The organism is Pseudomonas putida, assembly GCF_001941965.1.
GTDB classification, from domain to species: domain Bacteria; phylum Pseudomonadota; class Gammaproteobacteria; order Pseudomonadales; family Pseudomonadaceae; genus Aquipseudomonas; species Aquipseudomonas putida_L.
In genome coordinates, this window is the sequence record NZ_MKZO01000017.1 from 18,241 (window position 1) to 34,058 (window position 15,818).

Below are 15,818 nucleotides of genomic sequence, written 5' to 3' on the forward strand. Positions count from 1 at the left end.
TCGCTGCGGAGCCTGTACATGGCCCTTGAACTCAGTTGGCAATTGCCGCTTTGCACCCCGACGCCCACGCCGGGCCAGTGGATCCAGCTGGCCCAGGCCGTGGAATACGCAGGGCTCGACGGCCTGTGGATCCCCGGCGGTGCGCCCTGCGCCGACAGCCTCGGGGTAGCCGCCGCGCTCTGTGCCCATACCCGGCACCTGCGCCTGAATATCAGCGTACCGCCGGAAGTGGTACTGCCCGCCGCACTGGCCAGCACCCTGCAAAGCCTGCAGTCGATCAGTGCCAACCGGGTCCGCCTGCACCTGCCCGATGGCGACCGCGACAGCTTGCGCCAGGCGTTCGGCGAATGGCTCAACCGCGACCAGCGCAACGAACGTATCGGCGAATACCTGGAGATCCTGCAACGCCTGCTGCGAGGAGAAGACGGCGGTTTCAACTACACCGGCCGCTATTTCCAACTGGAAAATGCCGGCTTCGCCCGCCGCGCCTTGCCCGCCCCGCCGCTGATCCTCGACGACAGCCACGACGCCAGCCTGATCGCCAGCCATGCCGACCTGTGCCTGCTACGGTCGGCGCCCCCGGCCTGGCTGGAGCAGGAAATCCGCCGCCTGCAAGGGCGCACGGGCTTCGTCTGCAGTTTCGGCCTGATCCTCGGCGACACCGAGGAACTGGCCTGGGAGGCCGCCGCACGGCGTTTCCCGGCGCCTGCCGAGCCCTTCGCCAATGCGGCGGTACGGCGCCTGACCCGTGACCGCCAGTTGGAGGTCCATCCCAACCTGCTGCAACCGGGGCCCGGGCAGCCGCTGTACCTGGTGGGCAACGCGCAGCAGATCGCCACCCGCCTCGGCGAGCTGCATGGCCTGGGCATCGAGCATATCGTGATCCAGGATCAGCCGGCGGTAGCCGAAGTCCTGCGGTTCGGTGAACGGATACTACCCCTGCTCCAGGAGCTGGGCCTGCGCAAGGAGCGCCAGCGTCATGCCCGCTGAACCGCGTCATCCCATCGAACTGAACTGGTTCCTGCCCACCAATGGCGACGGCCATCACCTGACCAGCAGCGGCCTGCCCAAGGTCGGCCTGTTCCAGCAGGGCGAGCGCGAGCCGAACCTCGACTACCTGCGGCAGATCGTGCGGGCCGCCGAACTGTCGAACTTCGACGGCATCATGGTGCCCACCGCCAGCGGCTTCGAAGACCCCTGGCTGATCACGGCGGTACTGGCCCAGGAAGTGCGGCGCCTGCGTTTTCTCCTCACCCTGCGCCCCGGCCTTGAACTGCCGGCCTGGAGCGCTCATCGCGCAGCGACCTTGCAACTGCTCAGCGACAACCGTCTGGACCTCCACATGGTCAGCGGCTCCAGCCGTTTCGAACAGCGTTCGCTGGGGGATTACCTGGAGCATGACGAACGCTATGCGCGCACCGGGGAATTTCTCGAAGCCTTCCAGGCGGTGTGGTCGGGGCGGCGCCAGCCTCATCACGGACGCTACTACCGCTGCGCCGGGGAGACGCCGATCGACCCGCGGGCACGGATGCCGGCGATCTACTTCGGCGGGGCGTCCAGCGCTGCCGAGCAGGTCGGTGCGGCCCATGCCCAGACCTGCCTGATGTGGTGCGAGCCTCCGGCGATGATTGCCGAGCGGATCCAGCGCATGCGCGAACTGGCGGCGGCGCGGGGACGGACCTTGCGCTTCGGTTTGCGCGTCCATGTGTTCGCGGCAGCCACCGATGATGCGGCCTGGAGCCATGTGCAGCGTTTGCTGGACGAGATCCCCAAGGACGCCATCGAGCGTGCGCAATCGCAACTGGCCAGTTATGAGTCGGTGGGGCAATCGCGGCAAAGCGGGCTGGTCAAGGGACGTGGCCGGCAGGCGCGGGAGCTGGAGGTGTCGGCCAATCTCTGGGCCGGGGTGGGCCTGGTCCGTGGCGGGGCCGGGACGGCGCTGGTGGGGAGCTACCAGCAGGTGGCGGAGCGGGTCGAGGAGTATTACCAGCTTGGGGTGGACTGCTTCATTCTTTCCGGGTTTCCCCATCTGGAGGAAGCGATTCATCTGGGCGCGGAGTTGTTGCCGCAGCTGCGCCGGCTGGGGCGCGAGGATCCGGGGCAGTCCCAGGATACCTATCTTTCCTGAGGGCCTCATCGCTGGCAAGCCAGCTCCCACAGGTCCGGCGGTGTACGCGGTCACTGTGGGAGCTGGCTTGCCAGCGATGAGGCCCTCAAGCCATCAGGCGATCGCCTTGTCCACCAGTTCCTGCGCCTCGCCCACCAGACGCTGCAGATGCGCATCGTCGATAAAGCTCTCGGCGTAGATCTTGTAGATGTCCTCGGTGCCCGACGGCCGCGCGGCGAACCAGCCGTTGGCGGTCATGACCTTCAAGCCACCGATGGCCTGGTCGTTACCCGGCGCATGGCTGAGGATCTGCTGGATCGGCTCGCCGGCCAGCTCGGTGGACTTCACCTGCTCCGGCGCCAGCTTGCTCAACAGCGCCTTCTGCTGTGGATTGGCCTTGGCCTCGACGCGGGTGGCGAACGGTTCGCCCAGCTCGGCGGTCAGGGCCGCATAGGCTTCTGCCGGGTTGCGACCGGTGCGGGCGGTCATTTCAGCGGCCAACAGCGCCGGAATCAGGCCGTCCTTGTCGGTGGCCCAGACGCTGCCATCCAGACGCAGGAAGGACGCACCGGCACTCTCCTCGCCGCCAAAGCCCAGGGAGCCGTCAAACAGACCGTCGGCGAAGAACTTGAAGCCCACCGGCACTTCGTACAGGCGACGGCCCAGACGCGCGGTGACGCGGTCGATCAGGCCGCTGCTGACCACGGTCTTGCCCACGGCGGCATCGGCGCGCCATTGCGGACGGTTCTGGAACAGGTAGTCGATGGCCACCGCCAGGTAGTTGTTCGGCGCCAGCAGGCCGGACGGGGTGACGATGCCGTGGCGGTCATGGTCCGGGTCGCAGGCGAAGGCCACGTCGAAACGCTCGCGCAGGCCGATCAGGCCCTGCATGGCATACGGCGACGATGGGTCCATGCGGATCTGGCCGTCCCAGTCCACCGACATGAAGCGGAAGGTCGGGTCGACCTCGCTGTTGACCACTTCCAGGTTGAGCTTGTAGTGCTCGGCAATCGCCGACCAGTAGCGCACCCCGGCGCCGCCCAGCGGGTCCACGCCCAGGCGCAGGTTGGCGCCGCGAATGGCGTCGAAGTCGATGACGTTGACCAGGTCGGCGACATAGGTGCCGACGTAGTCATGGCGATGGGTGGTGGCAGCCTTCAGCGCCTGCTCGTACGGCATGCGCTTGATGCCCTTGAGGCCCTCGGCCAGCAGTTCGTTGGCCTTGGCCTCGATCCACTTGGTCACATGGCTGTCGGCCGGGCCGCCATTGGGCGGGTTGTACTTGAAGCCACCGCTTTGCGGCGGGTTGTGCGACGGGGTGATGACGATGCCGTCGGCCAGGCCCGAGGTGCGGCCGCGGTTGTAGCAGAGGATGGCGTGGGACACCGCGGGGGTCGGGGTGTACTCGTCGTCCTTCGACAGCATCACCTCGACGCCGTTGGCCGCCAGCACTTCCAGGGCGCTGGCCAGGGCCGGGGTGGACAGGGCGTGAGTGTCGGCGCCGATGAACAGCGGGCCGTCGATGCCCTGGGCCTGGCGGTACAGGCAGATGGCCTGGCTGATGGCGAGGACATGGTGCTCGTTGAAACTCAGGTCCAGGGAACTGCCGCGATGCCCGGAGGTGCCGAAGGCCACACGCTGGGTGGCGACGGCAGCATCGGGCTGGCCGGTGTAGTAGGCGGTCAGCAGGCGCGGAATATCGACCAGGATGGAGGCCGGGGCCGGTTTGCCTGCCAGAGGACTGAGCTTCATGCAAAACCTCAAGAATTGAGTTTCAGGGTGATGAAAACACGACAGTTTACTGGCACTTCGACTGTCTGGCGATGACGAAGATTCCCGCGCCTGGCTAATTGCTTTCCGGTGCCCACCAGCTTGGAAACATGCGGCGCACCCGGTCTTCGGCGAAGCGGTCGTCGATCAGCATGACCGTACCGCGGTCTTCGGTGCCGCGGATCACCCGCCCCGCTGCCTGGATCACCTTGCGCACGCCAGGGTAGAGATAGGTGTAATCGAAGCCGGCGCTGAACAAGGCGCCCATGCGCTGCTTGAGCTGTTCGTTGACCGGATTGACCTGGGGCAAGCCAAGGGTGGCGATGAAGGCACCGATCAAGCGCGTGCCCGGCAGGTCGACCCCTTCGGCAAACGCACCGCCCAGCACGGCGAAGCCGACACCCTGCCCGCCCTCGACGAAACGCTCGAGAAAGCCCTGGCGCTGCTCTTCGTCCATCCCCGGCGATTGCGACCACTGGACGATGTCCGGATAACGCTCGACCAGCAGTGCAGACACCTGCTGCTGGTAATCGAAGCTGCTGAAGAACGCGAGGTAATTGCCCGGCTGCTCGCGATACTGGTCGGCGATCAGCTCGACGATGGGCGCCAGGGAGGCCTGGCGGTGCTGATAGCGGGTGGAGACCCGGCTGACGATGCGCACCCGCAATTGCTCGGCCACGAACGGCGACTGCACTTCCAGCCAGGCGGTGTCGGCCGGCATGCCCAGCAGGTCGGCGTAGAAATGCCGGGGGTTGAGGGTCGCGGAAAACAGCGTGACGCTGCGCGCCGCCGCCATGCGCGGGCCGATCAGCGGCGCCGGCACCACATTGCGCAGGCACAGGCTGGCCAGGCGCTTGCGCCCTGCCCCGCGCAGGCTGATATCGAACAGGAAGTGCTCATCGAACACCTCGCTCAGGCGCACGAACTGCAAGGCCTGGAAGAAGAACTGCAACAGTGCCGGGTCCACGGCTTGTGGGGTACGGTTCATCAGGTCCTGGACCAGCCCGACCACCCGCAGCAGCGCCTTGATAAAGGCGGCCGGCAACTCGCTGCTGGCTTGATAAGGTGCCAACTGATCCTTGTACAGGCGGTTCCACTCACGGTTGAGGCCTTGCAGGGCACTGGCCATGCCGGCCGGCGGCTCCCGACGCAGGGCCTGCAACTGGAACTGGTCGAGGCTGGCGCTGTACATCTGCCGCGCCCGCTCCACCAGGTTGTGCGCCTCGTCCACCGCCACGGCCAGGCGCCACTGATCGGTCTGGGCCAGGCCAAAGAGCAAGGCGTTCTGGTCGAAGTAGTAGTTGTAGTCGGCCACCAGCACATCGACCCAGCGCGCCAGCTCCTGGGCCAGGTAATACGGACAGACCTGATGGGCCAGGGCCAGCTCGCGGACCTGCGCCTTGTCCAGCATCGGCACCTGCATTGCCGCCGCCCGGGCTGCCGGCAGGCGATCGTAGAAACCCTTCGCCAGCGGACAGGCCTCGCCATGGCAGGCCGTGCCGGGGTATTCGCAGGCCTTGTCGCGGGCCACCAGTTCCAGGCTGCGCAGGGCCAGCTCGGGGCTGGCGGTCATCACCTGGCGCAGGGCATCGAGCGCCAGGCCGCGGCCCGGGGTCTTGGCGGTGAGGAAAAGAATCTTGTCCAGCGGCTGCTTCGCCATGGCCTTAAGCATGGGAAACAGGGTGCCGAGGGTCTTGCCGATGCCGGTGGTGGCCTGGGCCATCAGGCAACGTCCGGTGCTGACCGCCTTGTACACGGTTTCCGCCAGTTCGCGCTGCCCCTTGCGAAAGGATGGCCAGGGAAAGGCCAACGCACCCAGGCCCGCATCGCGCAGGCTCAAGCGCCGGGACTGCGCCTCGGCCCATTGCATGAAACGAGCGCATTGCTCGTCGAAATACGCTTCAAGGTCGCTGGCGCTGGCGGTGATCTCGAAACGGGTTTCCTGGTCGCTGTCCACCTCCAGGTAGACGAGCGCCAAGGTGATCGCCTCCAACCCACGCTGCTGGCACATCAGCCAGCCATAGACCTTTGCCTGCGCCCAGTGCAGTTGCCGATGGTTGTCCGGCTGGCTGGCCAGGTCGCCGCGGTGGGTCTTGATCTCTTCCAGGCAGTTGCGCGCCGGGAGATAGCCGTCGGCGCGACCGCGCACCTCCAGTTCACCGAATCGCCCTTCCAGCGCCACTTCCGCCTCGTAGCCCTCGCCCCGCCGCGAGACCACCCGCCGGTGCCCGGCAATACCCTCCTGGGCCGTGGGTGACGGGGTGAAGCGCAGGTCAAGGTCGCCGACCTTGGCGGTGAACTCGCACAGGGTGCGCACCGCGACCTTGTAGCTCATGCCGCGGCCCATTGCACATGGCAGACATCCACGGGCAAGCCGTGAAGGGTGCAGAACTCGATCCAGCGCAGTTGGTTGTCCTGCAGGCGGTCACCGGGGCCCTTCACCTCGATCATCCGGTAGCGCTTTTCTGTCGGCCAGAACTGGATCAGGTCGGGCATGCCGGCGCGGTTGGCCTGGATATCTTCCAGCAGGCGCAGGAAACACTGCTTCAGGTGCTCGGGGGGCAGGCAATCGATGGCCAGCTCCAGCAGTTCCGGGCTGAGCAGCTCCCAGTACACGAAGGGCGATTGCAGGCCATGCTTGGCGGTGTAGGTTTCGCGCAGGGTCTGGCGATAGCGGCCATCGTCGAGCTGGCCCAGGCACTCGGCGAACAGTTCGGCGCGGCGGTTATGGAAGCCGGCGTCGAGCAGGTCCTGCGGGCCGCTCTGGAACGGGTGAAAGAAGGCGCCCGGCAGCGGCGCGAAGATCGCCTGCCAGCACAACAGCCCGAACAGACTGTTGAACAGGGTGTTCTCGACGTAATGCACCGGGGCATCGGTGCTTTCAAAATGCACCAGCACCGCCTGTTCGACGCCGAGGGCAGACCAGTCGGCCGGCAGGGTCAGGTCGAGACGGCTGATGGCCTGGGCCTTGCGCCGGGACTGGGGCGGGCCACCGAGCTTGCGTTTCAGGCGCGGCAGGATGCGACCCAGGGCCTGGGCTTCGGCAGCATTGCCGGGGCGTTCGGCGGCCTGGGTCGCCAGGTCGAAGGCCGACTGGTACTCGCCGCTGTTCTCCAGCACGCGGATATGCCGCTCGCGGGCCTGGGGGTGGGCGCAGGCGGAATAGATCGACAGCGCCCGATCCAGGTGGCCGGCCCGTTCGCACAGGTAGGCGAGCTGGTAATGCAGCTTGGCCCGGCGCCGTTGCAGCCAAGGGTTCTCGGTATTCAGGCCGTCCAGCCGGGCGAGCAGCAGATCGACGTCCACCTCGCCTTCCAGTTGCTCGGCGCAGGCATGCAGGGCCAGGCACAACTCGATGTCGCCGCGCTCGCGCAGGGCCCGGGAGTCGGCGCTGAACTCCACCTGTTCATAGCGCAGCACGCCGAGGTCGGCGAGGACGAATTCCGACCAGTCCTGGTACAGGTTGCCGAAGAACAGCAGGCGCAAGCGGTCGCACACCGCCTGCTGGCGCAGGGCGTAGATCGGTTCGGGGGACTCGGGCCACCACTCGTGCAGCGTGCGGGCCTCCGGGAACAGCTCGCTCAATTGCTCGTACAGCTCGTGCTTGGCGGCTTTCGGGTGGGTCAGGTGGATGGCGAAGCAGCGGGCGATCTCGTCCTTGAGGAGGATCTGGAACAACTCGTCGAGGGTCAGCGGTGCTTCACTGTCGACCCAGCCCAGCTCCAGCAGCGGTGCCATGGCCGGCAACGTCGGGCCGATCTCGTCATAGCTCAGGCGCCGCTCGCGGAACAGCAGGCCCTTGCGCATCACCATGCGCACCAGCAGCGCCTGGCTCGGCTGGGGCAGCAGGCGGAAGCCCTCGATGAAACCCCGTTCCTCGGCGTCCAGCAGATCGGCGTAGCGCAGGTGCAGCCAGTCCAGTACCTGGCGGAAGTTGTGCAGGTAGTAGAAGGGGTCGTTGCGGGAGTCGGCGATCACGGGCGGGCAATACCTGGGGAAATCTGGCACTGGTTATACATACAGATAGTAGCGGCTGGCAATCACCGTGGATCGGATCGAGGCAAGCCCATGCCCATTCGGTGCCTCTACTGGCCCTATCGCTGGCAAGCCAGCTCCCACAGGTTCTGTGTGCGCCGCGAACCCTGTGGGAGCTGGCTTGCCAGCGATAGGGCCAGCAGGCGCAATGAAGAACCTGCGACGAACGCCATATCCATTACAGCTTCGTTAACAAACCTTAAACAAATAACTGCCATTTTCTTTCAGCCCGTCCACCAAGGATCCGCCCCACTCCATGCCCGTCCTCGTCACCGGCGCTGCCGGCTTCATCGGTTTCCATCTGGCCCGTCGCCTGTGCGAAGCGGGTCTGGAGGTGGTCGGCATCGACAACCTCAACCCCTATTACAGCGTCGAACTCAAGCAGGCGCGCCTGCAGCAGTTGGCGCAGTACCCGGCTTTTCGCTTCCAGCCGCTGGACATCGCCAACCCGACGGAACTGCTGGCCCTGTTCGCCAGGTTCAACTTCAGCGAGGTCTTCCACCTGGCCGCCCAGGCCGGGGTGCGTTACTCGCTGGACAACCCCGGCGCCTACGGCCAGGCCAACCTGGTCGGCTTCCTCAACATCCTCGAAGCCTGCCGCCAGCACCCGCCACAGCATCTGGTCTACGCCTCCAGCAGCTCGGTCTACGGCGCCAACGCCAAACTGCCGTTCGCCGAGGCAGACCCGGTGGAGCAACCGGTGTCCCTGTACGCCGCGAGCAAGCGCGCCAACGAACTGATGGCCCACAGCTACGCCCATCTCTATGGCCTGCCGATGACCGGCCTGCGCTTCTTCACCGTCTATGGCCCCTGGGGCCGTCCGGACATGGCGCTGTTCAAGTTCACCAAAGCGATGCTCGCCGGCCGTCCCATCGATATCTACAACCATGGCCTGATGGGCCGCGACTTCACCTATATCGACGATATCGTCGAAAGCCTGCTGCGCCTGCGTCCGAAGCCGCCAATCGCCGAGGCCGGCAAAGCGCCTTGCCAACTGTTCAATATCGGTCGCGGCCAGCCGGTGCGCCTGCTGGAGTTCGTCGATTGCCTGGAGAACGCCCTGGGTATCGAGGCCCGGCGCAATTACCTGCCACTGCAACCCGGCGATGTCCTGGAGACCTGGGCGGACGTGTCGTCCCTGGCGCGCTGGATCGATTTCTCCCCAGGCATTTCCCTCGAGCACGGCGTCAGCCAGTTCGTCAGCTGGTACCGCGGGTTCTACCGCGCCCAGCCCACCCCAACAGCCTTCAGGTAGCCCCGATGATCGATCTTTCGGTACTGATTCCGGCGAAGAACGAAGCCGAAAACCTGCCGTCCCTGCTCAGCGAGATCCGCAACGCCCTCACCGATGAGCGCTATGAAATGCTGGTGGTCGACGATGGCAGCGACGACCAGACCCTGGCCGTGCTGCAGCGCCTCAAGGCCCAGGGTTTCGAGCAGTTGCGCATTCTTCACCACGACCGCTCCCTCGGCCAGAGCACCTCGCTCTGGCACGCCGCGCAGGCGGCCCGTGGCCAATGGCTGGCGACCCTGGACGGCGACGGCCAGAACGACCCGGCGGATATCCCCGGCATGCTCCGCCTGGTCCGCGCCACCCCCGGCCTGCAACTGGTAGCCGGGCACCGGGTCAACCGCCGCGACAGCGCCAGCAAGCGCTGGGCCTCGCGCTTCGCCAACGGCCTGCGCCGGCGCCTGCTCAAGGACGCCACCCCGGACACCGGCTGCGGCCTCAAGCTGATCGAGCGCGCCGCCTTCCTGCGCCTGCCCTACTTCGACCATATGCACCGCTATATCCCGGCGCTGATCCTGCGCCACAACGGGCGCATGCAGGTGCACCCGGTCAACCACCGGCACCGCCAGGCCGGCACGTCCAAGTACGGCAATATCGACCGCGCCCTGGTCGGCATCCTCGACCTGGTCGGGGTCTGGTGGCTGATCCGCCGGACCCGCCTGAATACCCTGCCCCAGGAGATCGAAGGATGACCCGGGAAACCCTCTGGCTGATCGTCGGCTTCGCCGGCCAGGCGGTGTTCACCGGCCGCTTCGTCCTGCAATGGCTGTACAGCGAGTTCAAGCGGCGCAGCGTGATCCCGGTGGGCTTCTGGTACCTGAGCATGCTCGGCAGCGCCCTGCTGCTAGCCTACGCCATCTACCGCGAAGACCCGGTATTCATCATCGGCCAGTCCTTCGGTTTCCTGGTCTACCTGCGCAACCTGCAGTTGATCGCACGCAACAAGCCGCAGGAGCAATAGCCGATGTTCAGGTTCGCAAGCGCCAGGCGCGAAGGCCTGGCCCTGGTTGTCCTCGCCGTACTGCTGGTGGCCGCCGGGATCGGCTGGCGCCAGCCGATGAACGTCGACGAAGAACGGTTCCTCGGCGTCGCCCTGGAAATGCTGCAGAACGGCAACTGGTTCATCCCCCACCGTGCCGGGGAGATCTACGGCGACAAGCCGCCGTTGTTCATGTGGACGGTGGCGTTGTTCACGGTACTGACCGGGCTGCCCAAGGTCGCCCTGTATATCCCCGGCCTGCTCTCGGCGGCGACCATCACCGCGGTGCTCTACGACCTTGGCCGGCGCCTGTGGAACCGCCGCGTGGGGCGGATTGCCGCGCTGCTGTTCCTTGCCACCTACCAGACCTACAGCATCCTGCGGACCGGACAGATCGACAGCTTTCTCTGTCTCTGGGTCGCGCTGGGCTTCTACGGGCTGATCCGCCATCTGCTCCTGGGGCCCGCGTGGGGCTGGTTCTATGCCGGCTGTGCGGCGATGGGACTGGGCATCATCAGCAAGGGCGTGGGTTTCCTGCCGGCATTGATGCTGCTGCCCTATGCCTGGGCCGTGCATCGACGCTGGTCCGGCGTGGCCGTCATGCCGGGCCAGGGCTGGCGCTGGAGCCTGGGGCTGCTCTGCGTGCTGGCAGGATGCGCCTTCTGGCTGCTGCCGCTGCTCGCGTCGATTGCCCATGGCGGCGGCGCGGCGGAGATCGCCTATCTCAAGGAAATCCTCCTGCGCCAGACCGCCGCCCGCTACACCAACGCCTGGGACCATCGCGAGCCATTCTGGTACTTCTTCAGCGACGTGATCCCCAAGTACTGGCTGCCGCTGCTGCTGGTCCTGCCGTGGATGGTGCCGGCGTGGCGGCGTCAGTTGCGCAAGCAGGACGGGCGTTTCCTTGTCCTGCTCGGCTGGGTAGCGCTGGTGCTGCTGTTCTTCAGCCTCAGCAGCGGCAAGCGCAAGCTGTACATCTTCCCCGCCCTGCCCGGCCTGGTGCTGGCCATCGCGCCGTTGCTGCCGTGGTTGCTCAAACGCTGGTTCCTGGCACGTCCGCTCCGGCACAAGGTGTTCGTTGCGGTGGCGGTGGTGTGGTTCAGCCTGTGGTTCGTGCGCGGGGTGGTCGAGCCCTTCAAGGAGGGTCGCAACCCCCATGAGACCCTGATGGCCGAGGCGGCGGAGGCTACCGGCGGTGCCGACCTGGCCCTGGTGCAATGGCGCGAAGGCCACTGGCTGTTCGCCCGCCAGCCGATCGTGCATTTCGGTTTTTCCCGCTCCAACACCAGCGATGCGCTGTCCTGGATGCGCCAGCACCCGGGGACCTTCGCCCTGGTGCCGGAGACCGAGCTGGAGCGCTGTTTCGATGCCGGCAAGGCGCGCAAGCTGGGGGATACCTCGCGGGCGGAGTGGTATGTGGTGGGAGCGGATGCGGATAACGGGAAATGCGAGGCCAAGACCCCGGCTCGGGTCTATCGGTTCGCCTGGAACTGAACGGGCGACACGACAACCGTGGAGAGCCGTCTCACCCGCTCCCCACCGTCCACATCCCAAGTGCTATCGAGCACCACCCAACAATGGCGAACGCCGGTACAACGCTTGCAAGCTTTCCATCGGCAAGCCCGTGGTCCCGGTCAGCCATTGCTTCACCGGGTCGGTCGCCGACTGCCCCTGCAACGCCTTGTGCAGGTACGGCAGGGCCACCAGCATGCCCGGGTGACACCGGCGCAGGAAGTCCTCCAGGCGCCGGCCCTGCTCGATGATCGGGGCAAACAGCAGGCTGACCAGTTGCGCCTCGCTGATGCCCCAGGCCTGGGACGCGAAGTCTCCGGCCAGGCGGCGCACCTGCTGCAGGTCCTCTCCCCCTTGCCAGGGCCCAAGCAAATGCTCGCGCAGGACCGCCGGCAGCGCGTCGGCCTGCATGCCCGCCTCGCTGCGCTGCAAGCAGAGCGCCAGGCCGTCCTGGTAGCTGCCGTCCTCGATGAATTCCCGGCACAACCCGAACAGGTGCGCGCGCAGCATGGGATTGCCGACCTCGCAGCGGGAGAAGCCGAAGGCCCAAGGGTCATGCTCGAAGCGCAGCAGCTCGGCGAGCAGGCTGGTGTGACCGCAGACCGGGTCGTAGGTCAGGTCGTCGATGGCGATAAATCGCGGCATGCGCAGGCGCGTGTCGAAACCCTTGCTCTCGGCCGTACTGTCCTGTGGCTGGGGCATGCGGTACTCGTCGCGGATCGCCGCGACCACCTCGAACAGCGCCTGGGGAAACGCTTCGACCGGCCGCACCCGCGGTATCCCCGCCGCCCGCATCATGCGCAGGGCGGTAGCCATGAAGCGCTTGCGCTGGCGCCCCGGCTCGCCACTGATCAGGACGTCCACCCCACCGTTCCAGGCAGCACCGAGGCGATGCAGATCGGCAAGGTCCAGATAGTGCCGGTGGCCCAGGGCCATGCGCACGTCGCCGCCGGTCAGGTGCCCGGCCATCAGCACGGCATGCCGGTCGGCCTGCTGCTGGGCGCGGCAGATCGGCTGACGCACATCGAAGTCACGAACCTGGCCATCTTCCAGCATCAGCAACTCGACCCGGGGATCGTCATGCACCACCAATCCCGCAAAGGCGCGCTCGATATTGCTCAGCACCACCGCCGGCATATCGCTGTGCCGCGCAGTGGCGACGCGCAGGTTGAAGGTCGCGGGCGACCGCGCGGCCAGGGTCAGTTGCGCGGCGCGGAGAAAAGCCAGGCTCTGGGTGCTGTCCGGGCTTCCCGTGTGCACCAGCATCACCTTGAGCCCGCTAATGCACTCCAGGCCACCGGCGATCACCAGCAAGCGCTGGATCAGCAACTGCAAGGAAGCGCGCTGACCCTGGGTCATGCGCTCCAGCACCCGCTGCAGCACCTGCTGATAGACATATTGCATGGCCTGGTCGTGAATCGCGCCCATATTCAATTCCCTGATAATTATCGCAACCATTGAAAACTTGATGCCCGCCCATAAAAGTGCACATGCGAAGTTCTCTCGAAGTTCTGCATGGACATCACGGACGAAGCAGCGTCTATATTGAAGGAAACTTCCTACACACTTACCGCATCACTTCACAAGGTGTGAGGCGCCACGGCGCAGGCGTCCAGCCAACGGCTGCAGGCCTTGTGGCCGGGGCGTCGGTCCGACCGGGTATTTCGACGTACATATCTCGCTCCTTGAGACGACAACAGGAAGAACACTTTTCTGGCAGGCGGAGAAGTACAAGCCAGGCAGAGACCGGAGATTTCCGCACCGCTCCAGGTAACGCTACAGACGCTGCAGTACCTTTATTCCGATAGCAACAACATAGCCCATGCGATGTCCTTAGTCCCCATAAGACTAATAGGAAATTTCTGAAATTTAAGAAGGTAAAATTCACAAAAAAGCCCGAGCGATCGCTCGGGCTTGGCAGGAGGGCACAGCAGTGGTGATCAGGCGTCCGGCAGTTGCAACACGACACGTCCGCCACAAGGACATTCGTCCATATGTCGGTGCGCCTCCACCACCTGCTCGAACGGATAGACCTGGATGATCTGGGTCTGCAACTGGCGATCAGCCGTGAACTGGTTGATATCGCGCAAGGCACGGTGCAGGGCGACCTGGTCCTGGGTGATGCCCAGCTCCGGCTTGCCGGTGAAGTTGCTGATGCAGTGCACGAAGAACTGGATGTTCTTCTGGAACGCCGCGCAAGCCGGGAACGGTGTCTGGTTACCGCCCTGCAAGCCGTACAGCACCAGGCTGCCGCGGGGCGCCAGGACATCGCCGAGCAGCGACATCTGCGGCCCGCCGAGCCCGTCGAGGACCATATCGACGCCACGGTTGTCGGTGTACTTGTTGATCTGCATGAGCAGATCCTGCTCCTCGGTGACGATCACCTTATCGGCGCCCAGCTTGAGCAGCGGCTCACGCTCGTCGGCCTCGCGGGTCGCGGCGATCACCTTCAGCCCCAGGGCCTTGCCCAGTTGCACGAAGGACGGCCCGGCGCAGTGGCTGGCGTCGGTGATCAGCGCGGTCTGCCCGGCCTTGGCCCGGGCCAGGTCGACATAGGCAAAGTAGGCCATGAGGAACGGCGTGTAGTGCACGCTGGCCTCGACCGGGCTGAGGATATCCGGGTAACGGGTCAGCGCCGTGCGTGGCAGGACGATGATCTCGCCGTAGACCGGATGGTCGTTGGGACTGGTGGCCGGGAAGCTGGCGACCTTGTCGCCGACGGCCAGGTCATCGACGCCCTCGCCCAAGGCCGTCACCACGCCCGCCATCTCGTGGCCGATACCGGCCGGCAGACGCGCCTGGGACGGTGCCAGATTCTGCCGCCAGAGCACGTCGTACCAACTGACGCCAATCGCCTGGACACGAATCTGCACTTCCCCGGCAGCCGGCGCAGGCGTAGGCAGCTCCTCTATCTTGAGCACCTCGGACTGGCCGAACTTGTGGAAACGGATCATGCGGGACATCGCAAACCTCGCCTAGTGAACCTCTAATGCCCTGAACTCTATCGGGGCTTTCAGTGTTAGACCATCAGTGGTCATTAATAGTCGACATGCTTGTCATCGATTGGGCTCATGCTACGGGGCTTGCCGTAGAATGGCACGCAGCCATAATCTGTGCCGCAGGGTAACAGCCTTTACCCGCAAGAATCACCCCTCGCCCCACCCGCCAACGAAGCGAAGCCCGATGAACCGAAACGACCTGCGCCGCGTCGATCTCAATCTGTTGATCGTCTTCGAGACCCTGATGCACGAACGTAGCGTCACCCGGGCGGCGGAAAAGCTGTTTCTCGGGCAGCCAGCGATCAGTGCGGCGTTGTCGCGGTTGCGCACGCTGTTCGATGACCCGTTGTTCGTCAGGACCGGCCGCAGCATGGAGCCGTCGGCGCGGGCTACGGAGATCTTTGCGCTGCTCTCGCCGGCGTTGGACTCCATTTCTACTGCGGTCAGTCGGGCTGCGGATTTCGATCCGGCGACCAGTACTTCGGTATTTCGTATCGGTCTGTCCGACGACGCGGAGTTCGCCTTGCTGCCCCTGCTGCTCAAGCGCGTGCGCGCCGAAGCCCCGGGGGTGGTGCTGGTGGTACGGCGGGTCAACTACCTGTTGATGCCGGGTTTGCTCGCCTCCGGGGAAATCTCGGTTGGCGTCAGCTACACCGACGACCTGCCGGCCAATGCCAAGCGCAAGGTGCTGCGGCGCAGCAAGCCGAAGCTGCTGCGGGCGGACAGCGTACCGGGCTCGTTGAGCCTGGATGACTTCTGCAAGCGGCCCCATGCGCTGGTGTCGTTTGCCGGGGATCTGAGCGGGTTTATCGATGAGGAGCTGGCGAAGCTTGGGCGGGAAAGGCATGTGGTGCTGGCGGTGCCGCAGTTCAATGGGTTGGGGAGTTTGCTGACGGGGACGGATATTGTGGCGACGGTGCCGGACTACACCGCCGATATCCTGACGGCTGCTGGGGGATTGCGGGCTGAAGAGTTGCCGCTGGAGACCAGGACGTTCGAGCTTCATATGGCCTGGCGGGGGGCGCAGGATAATGATCCGGGGGAGAAATGGTTGCGGTCGAGGATCAGTATGTTCTTTGGCGACCCTGAGAGCCTATGATCCGCGCGTCGAGACCATAATTGTTA

General features: G+C 65.5%; 12 protein-coding genes. 7 read left to right on the top strand and 5 right to left on the bottom strand.

Translation table 11 applies throughout. From position 1 onward, the window contains the following. Positions 1-18 precede the first annotated feature (18 nt). Both PSEMO_RS11125 and PSEMO_RS11130 read left to right on the top strand, forming a co-directional pair. On the top strand, positions 19-990 hold the full coding sequence (locus PSEMO_RS11125) for an LLM class flavin-dependent oxidoreductase (protein WP_075803125.1): 972 nt from the start codon (positions 19-21) through the stop codon (positions 988-990). Next, positions 980-2,128, top strand: coding sequence for an LLM class flavin-dependent oxidoreductase (locus tag PSEMO_RS11130; protein ID WP_075803126.1), 1,149 nt, complete (start codon positions 980-982; stop codon positions 2,126-2,128). Before PSEMO_RS11125 ends, PSEMO_RS11130 begins: the two co-directional genes overlap by 11 nt. Positions 2,129-2,221: 93 nt before the next feature. On the opposite strand, the gene pgm is transcribed toward PSEMO_RS11130, so the two are convergent. From pgm to PSEMO_RS11145, 3 genes are all read right to left on the bottom strand, one after another. After that, positions 2,222-3,859, bottom strand: coding sequence for a phosphoglucomutase (alpha-D-glucose-1,6-bisphosphate-dependent) (gene pgm, locus PSEMO_RS11135; protein ID WP_075803127.1), 1,638 nt, complete (start codon positions 3,857-3,859; stop codon positions 2,222-2,224). Positions 3,860-3,953: 94 nt separating this feature from the next. Next, a complete protein-coding gene (locus PSEMO_RS11140; RefSeq protein WP_075803205.1) occupies positions 3,954-6,212 on the bottom strand; it encodes an ATP-dependent DNA helicase in 2,259 nt (752 codons plus the stop codon). Further along, complete coding sequence (locus PSEMO_RS11145) at positions 6,209-7,855, bottom strand: VRR-NUC domain-containing protein (RefSeq protein ID WP_075803128.1); 1,647 nt, start codon at positions 7,853-7,855, stop codon at positions 6,209-6,211. Before PSEMO_RS11145 ends, PSEMO_RS11140 begins: the two co-directional genes overlap by 4 nt. A 313-nt stretch (positions 7,856-8,168) precedes the next feature. Between PSEMO_RS11145 and PSEMO_RS11150 the strand changes: the two genes are divergently transcribed. From PSEMO_RS11150 to PSEMO_RS11165, 4 genes are read left to right on the top strand one after another with little or no spacing between them, the layout of a single operon-like run. Next, the gene (locus tag PSEMO_RS11150; RefSeq protein ID WP_075803129.1) at positions 8,169-9,167 is read left to right on the top strand and encodes an NAD-dependent epimerase; all 999 of its coding nucleotides are present in this window, start codon (positions 8,169-8,171) and stop codon (positions 9,165-9,167) included. A 5-nt stretch (positions 9,168-9,172) separates the two neighbouring features. Further along, positions 9,173-9,895 (top strand): glycosyltransferase family 2 protein, encoded by a 723-nt coding sequence (locus tag PSEMO_RS11155; protein ID WP_075803130.1) that lies wholly within the window; start codon positions 9,173-9,175, stop codon positions 9,893-9,895. Further along, positions 9,892-10,164: a lipid-A-disaccharide synthase N-terminal domain-containing protein gene (locus tag PSEMO_RS11160; protein WP_075803131.1), complete on the top strand. Its 273-nt coding sequence runs from the start codon at positions 9,892-9,894 to the stop codon at positions 10,162-10,164. Before PSEMO_RS11155 ends, PSEMO_RS11160 begins: the two co-directional genes overlap by 4 nt. Positions 10,165-10,167: 3 nt before the next feature. Next, the gene (locus PSEMO_RS11165; protein WP_075803132.1) at positions 10,168-11,676 is read left to right on the top strand and encodes an ArnT family glycosyltransferase; all 1,509 of its coding nucleotides are present in this window, start codon (positions 10,168-10,170) and stop codon (positions 11,674-11,676) included. A 63-nt stretch (positions 11,677-11,739) separates the two neighbouring features. Here PSEMO_RS11165 and PSEMO_RS11170 read toward each other — a convergent pair whose 3' ends face one another. Continuing rightward, complete coding sequence (locus PSEMO_RS11170; protein WP_075803133.1) at positions 11,740-13,122, bottom strand: hypothetical protein; 1,383 nt, start codon at positions 13,120-13,122, stop codon at positions 11,740-11,742. Between the two features lie 512 nt (positions 13,123-13,634). Continuing rightward, a complete protein-coding gene (locus PSEMO_RS11175; RefSeq protein ID WP_075803134.1) occupies positions 13,635-14,657 on the bottom strand; it encodes a zinc-dependent alcohol dehydrogenase family protein in 1,023 nt (340 codons plus the stop codon). Between the two features lie 220 nt (positions 14,658-14,877). Between PSEMO_RS11175 and PSEMO_RS11180 the strand changes: the two genes are divergently transcribed. Next, positions 14,878-15,792, top strand: a complete 915-nt coding sequence (locus PSEMO_RS11180; protein WP_075803135.1) for a LysR family transcriptional regulator — start codon at positions 14,878-14,880, stop codon at positions 15,790-15,792. Positions 15,793-15,818 lie beyond the last annotated feature (26 nt).

Coding starts and splice junctions, on each gene's coding strand:
- PSEMO_RS11130 (WP_075803126.1), top strand. CDS start 980: ATGCCCGCTGAACCGCGTCATCCCATCGAACTGAACTGGTTCCTGCCC.
- PSEMO_RS11125 (WP_075803125.1), top strand. CDS start 19: ATGGCCCTTGAACTCAGTTGGCAATTGCCGCTTTGCACCCCGACGCCC.
- PSEMO_RS11140 (WP_075803205.1), bottom strand. CDS start 6,212: ATGAGCTACAAGGTCGCGGTGCGCACCCTGTGCGAGTTCACCGCCAAG.
- PSEMO_RS11175 (WP_075803134.1), bottom strand. CDS start 14,657: ATGTCCCGCATGATCCGTTTCCACAAGTTCGGCCAGTCCGAGGTGCTC.
- PSEMO_RS11165 (WP_075803132.1), top strand. CDS start 10,168: ATGTTCAGGTTCGCAAGCGCCAGGCGCGAAGGCCTGGCCCTGGTTGTC.
- PSEMO_RS11180 (WP_075803135.1), top strand. CDS start 14,878: ATGAACCGAAACGACCTGCGCCGCGTCGATCTCAATCTGTTGATCGTC.
- PSEMO_RS11150 (WP_075803129.1), top strand. CDS start 8,169: ATGCCCGTCCTCGTCACCGGCGCTGCCGGCTTCATCGGTTTCCATCTG.
- pgm (WP_075803127.1), bottom strand. CDS start 3,859: ATGAAGCTCAGTCCTCTGGCAGGCAAACCGGCCCCGGCCTCCATCCTG.
- PSEMO_RS11155 (WP_075803130.1), top strand. CDS start 9,173: ATGATCGATCTTTCGGTACTGATTCCGGCGAAGAACGAAGCCGAAAAC.
- PSEMO_RS11170 (WP_075803133.1), bottom strand. CDS start 13,122: ATGGGCGCGATTCACGACCAGGCCATGCAATATGTCTATCAGCAGGTG.
- PSEMO_RS11160 (WP_075803131.1), top strand. CDS start 9,892: ATGACCCGGGAAACCCTCTGGCTGATCGTCGGCTTCGCCGGCCAGGCG.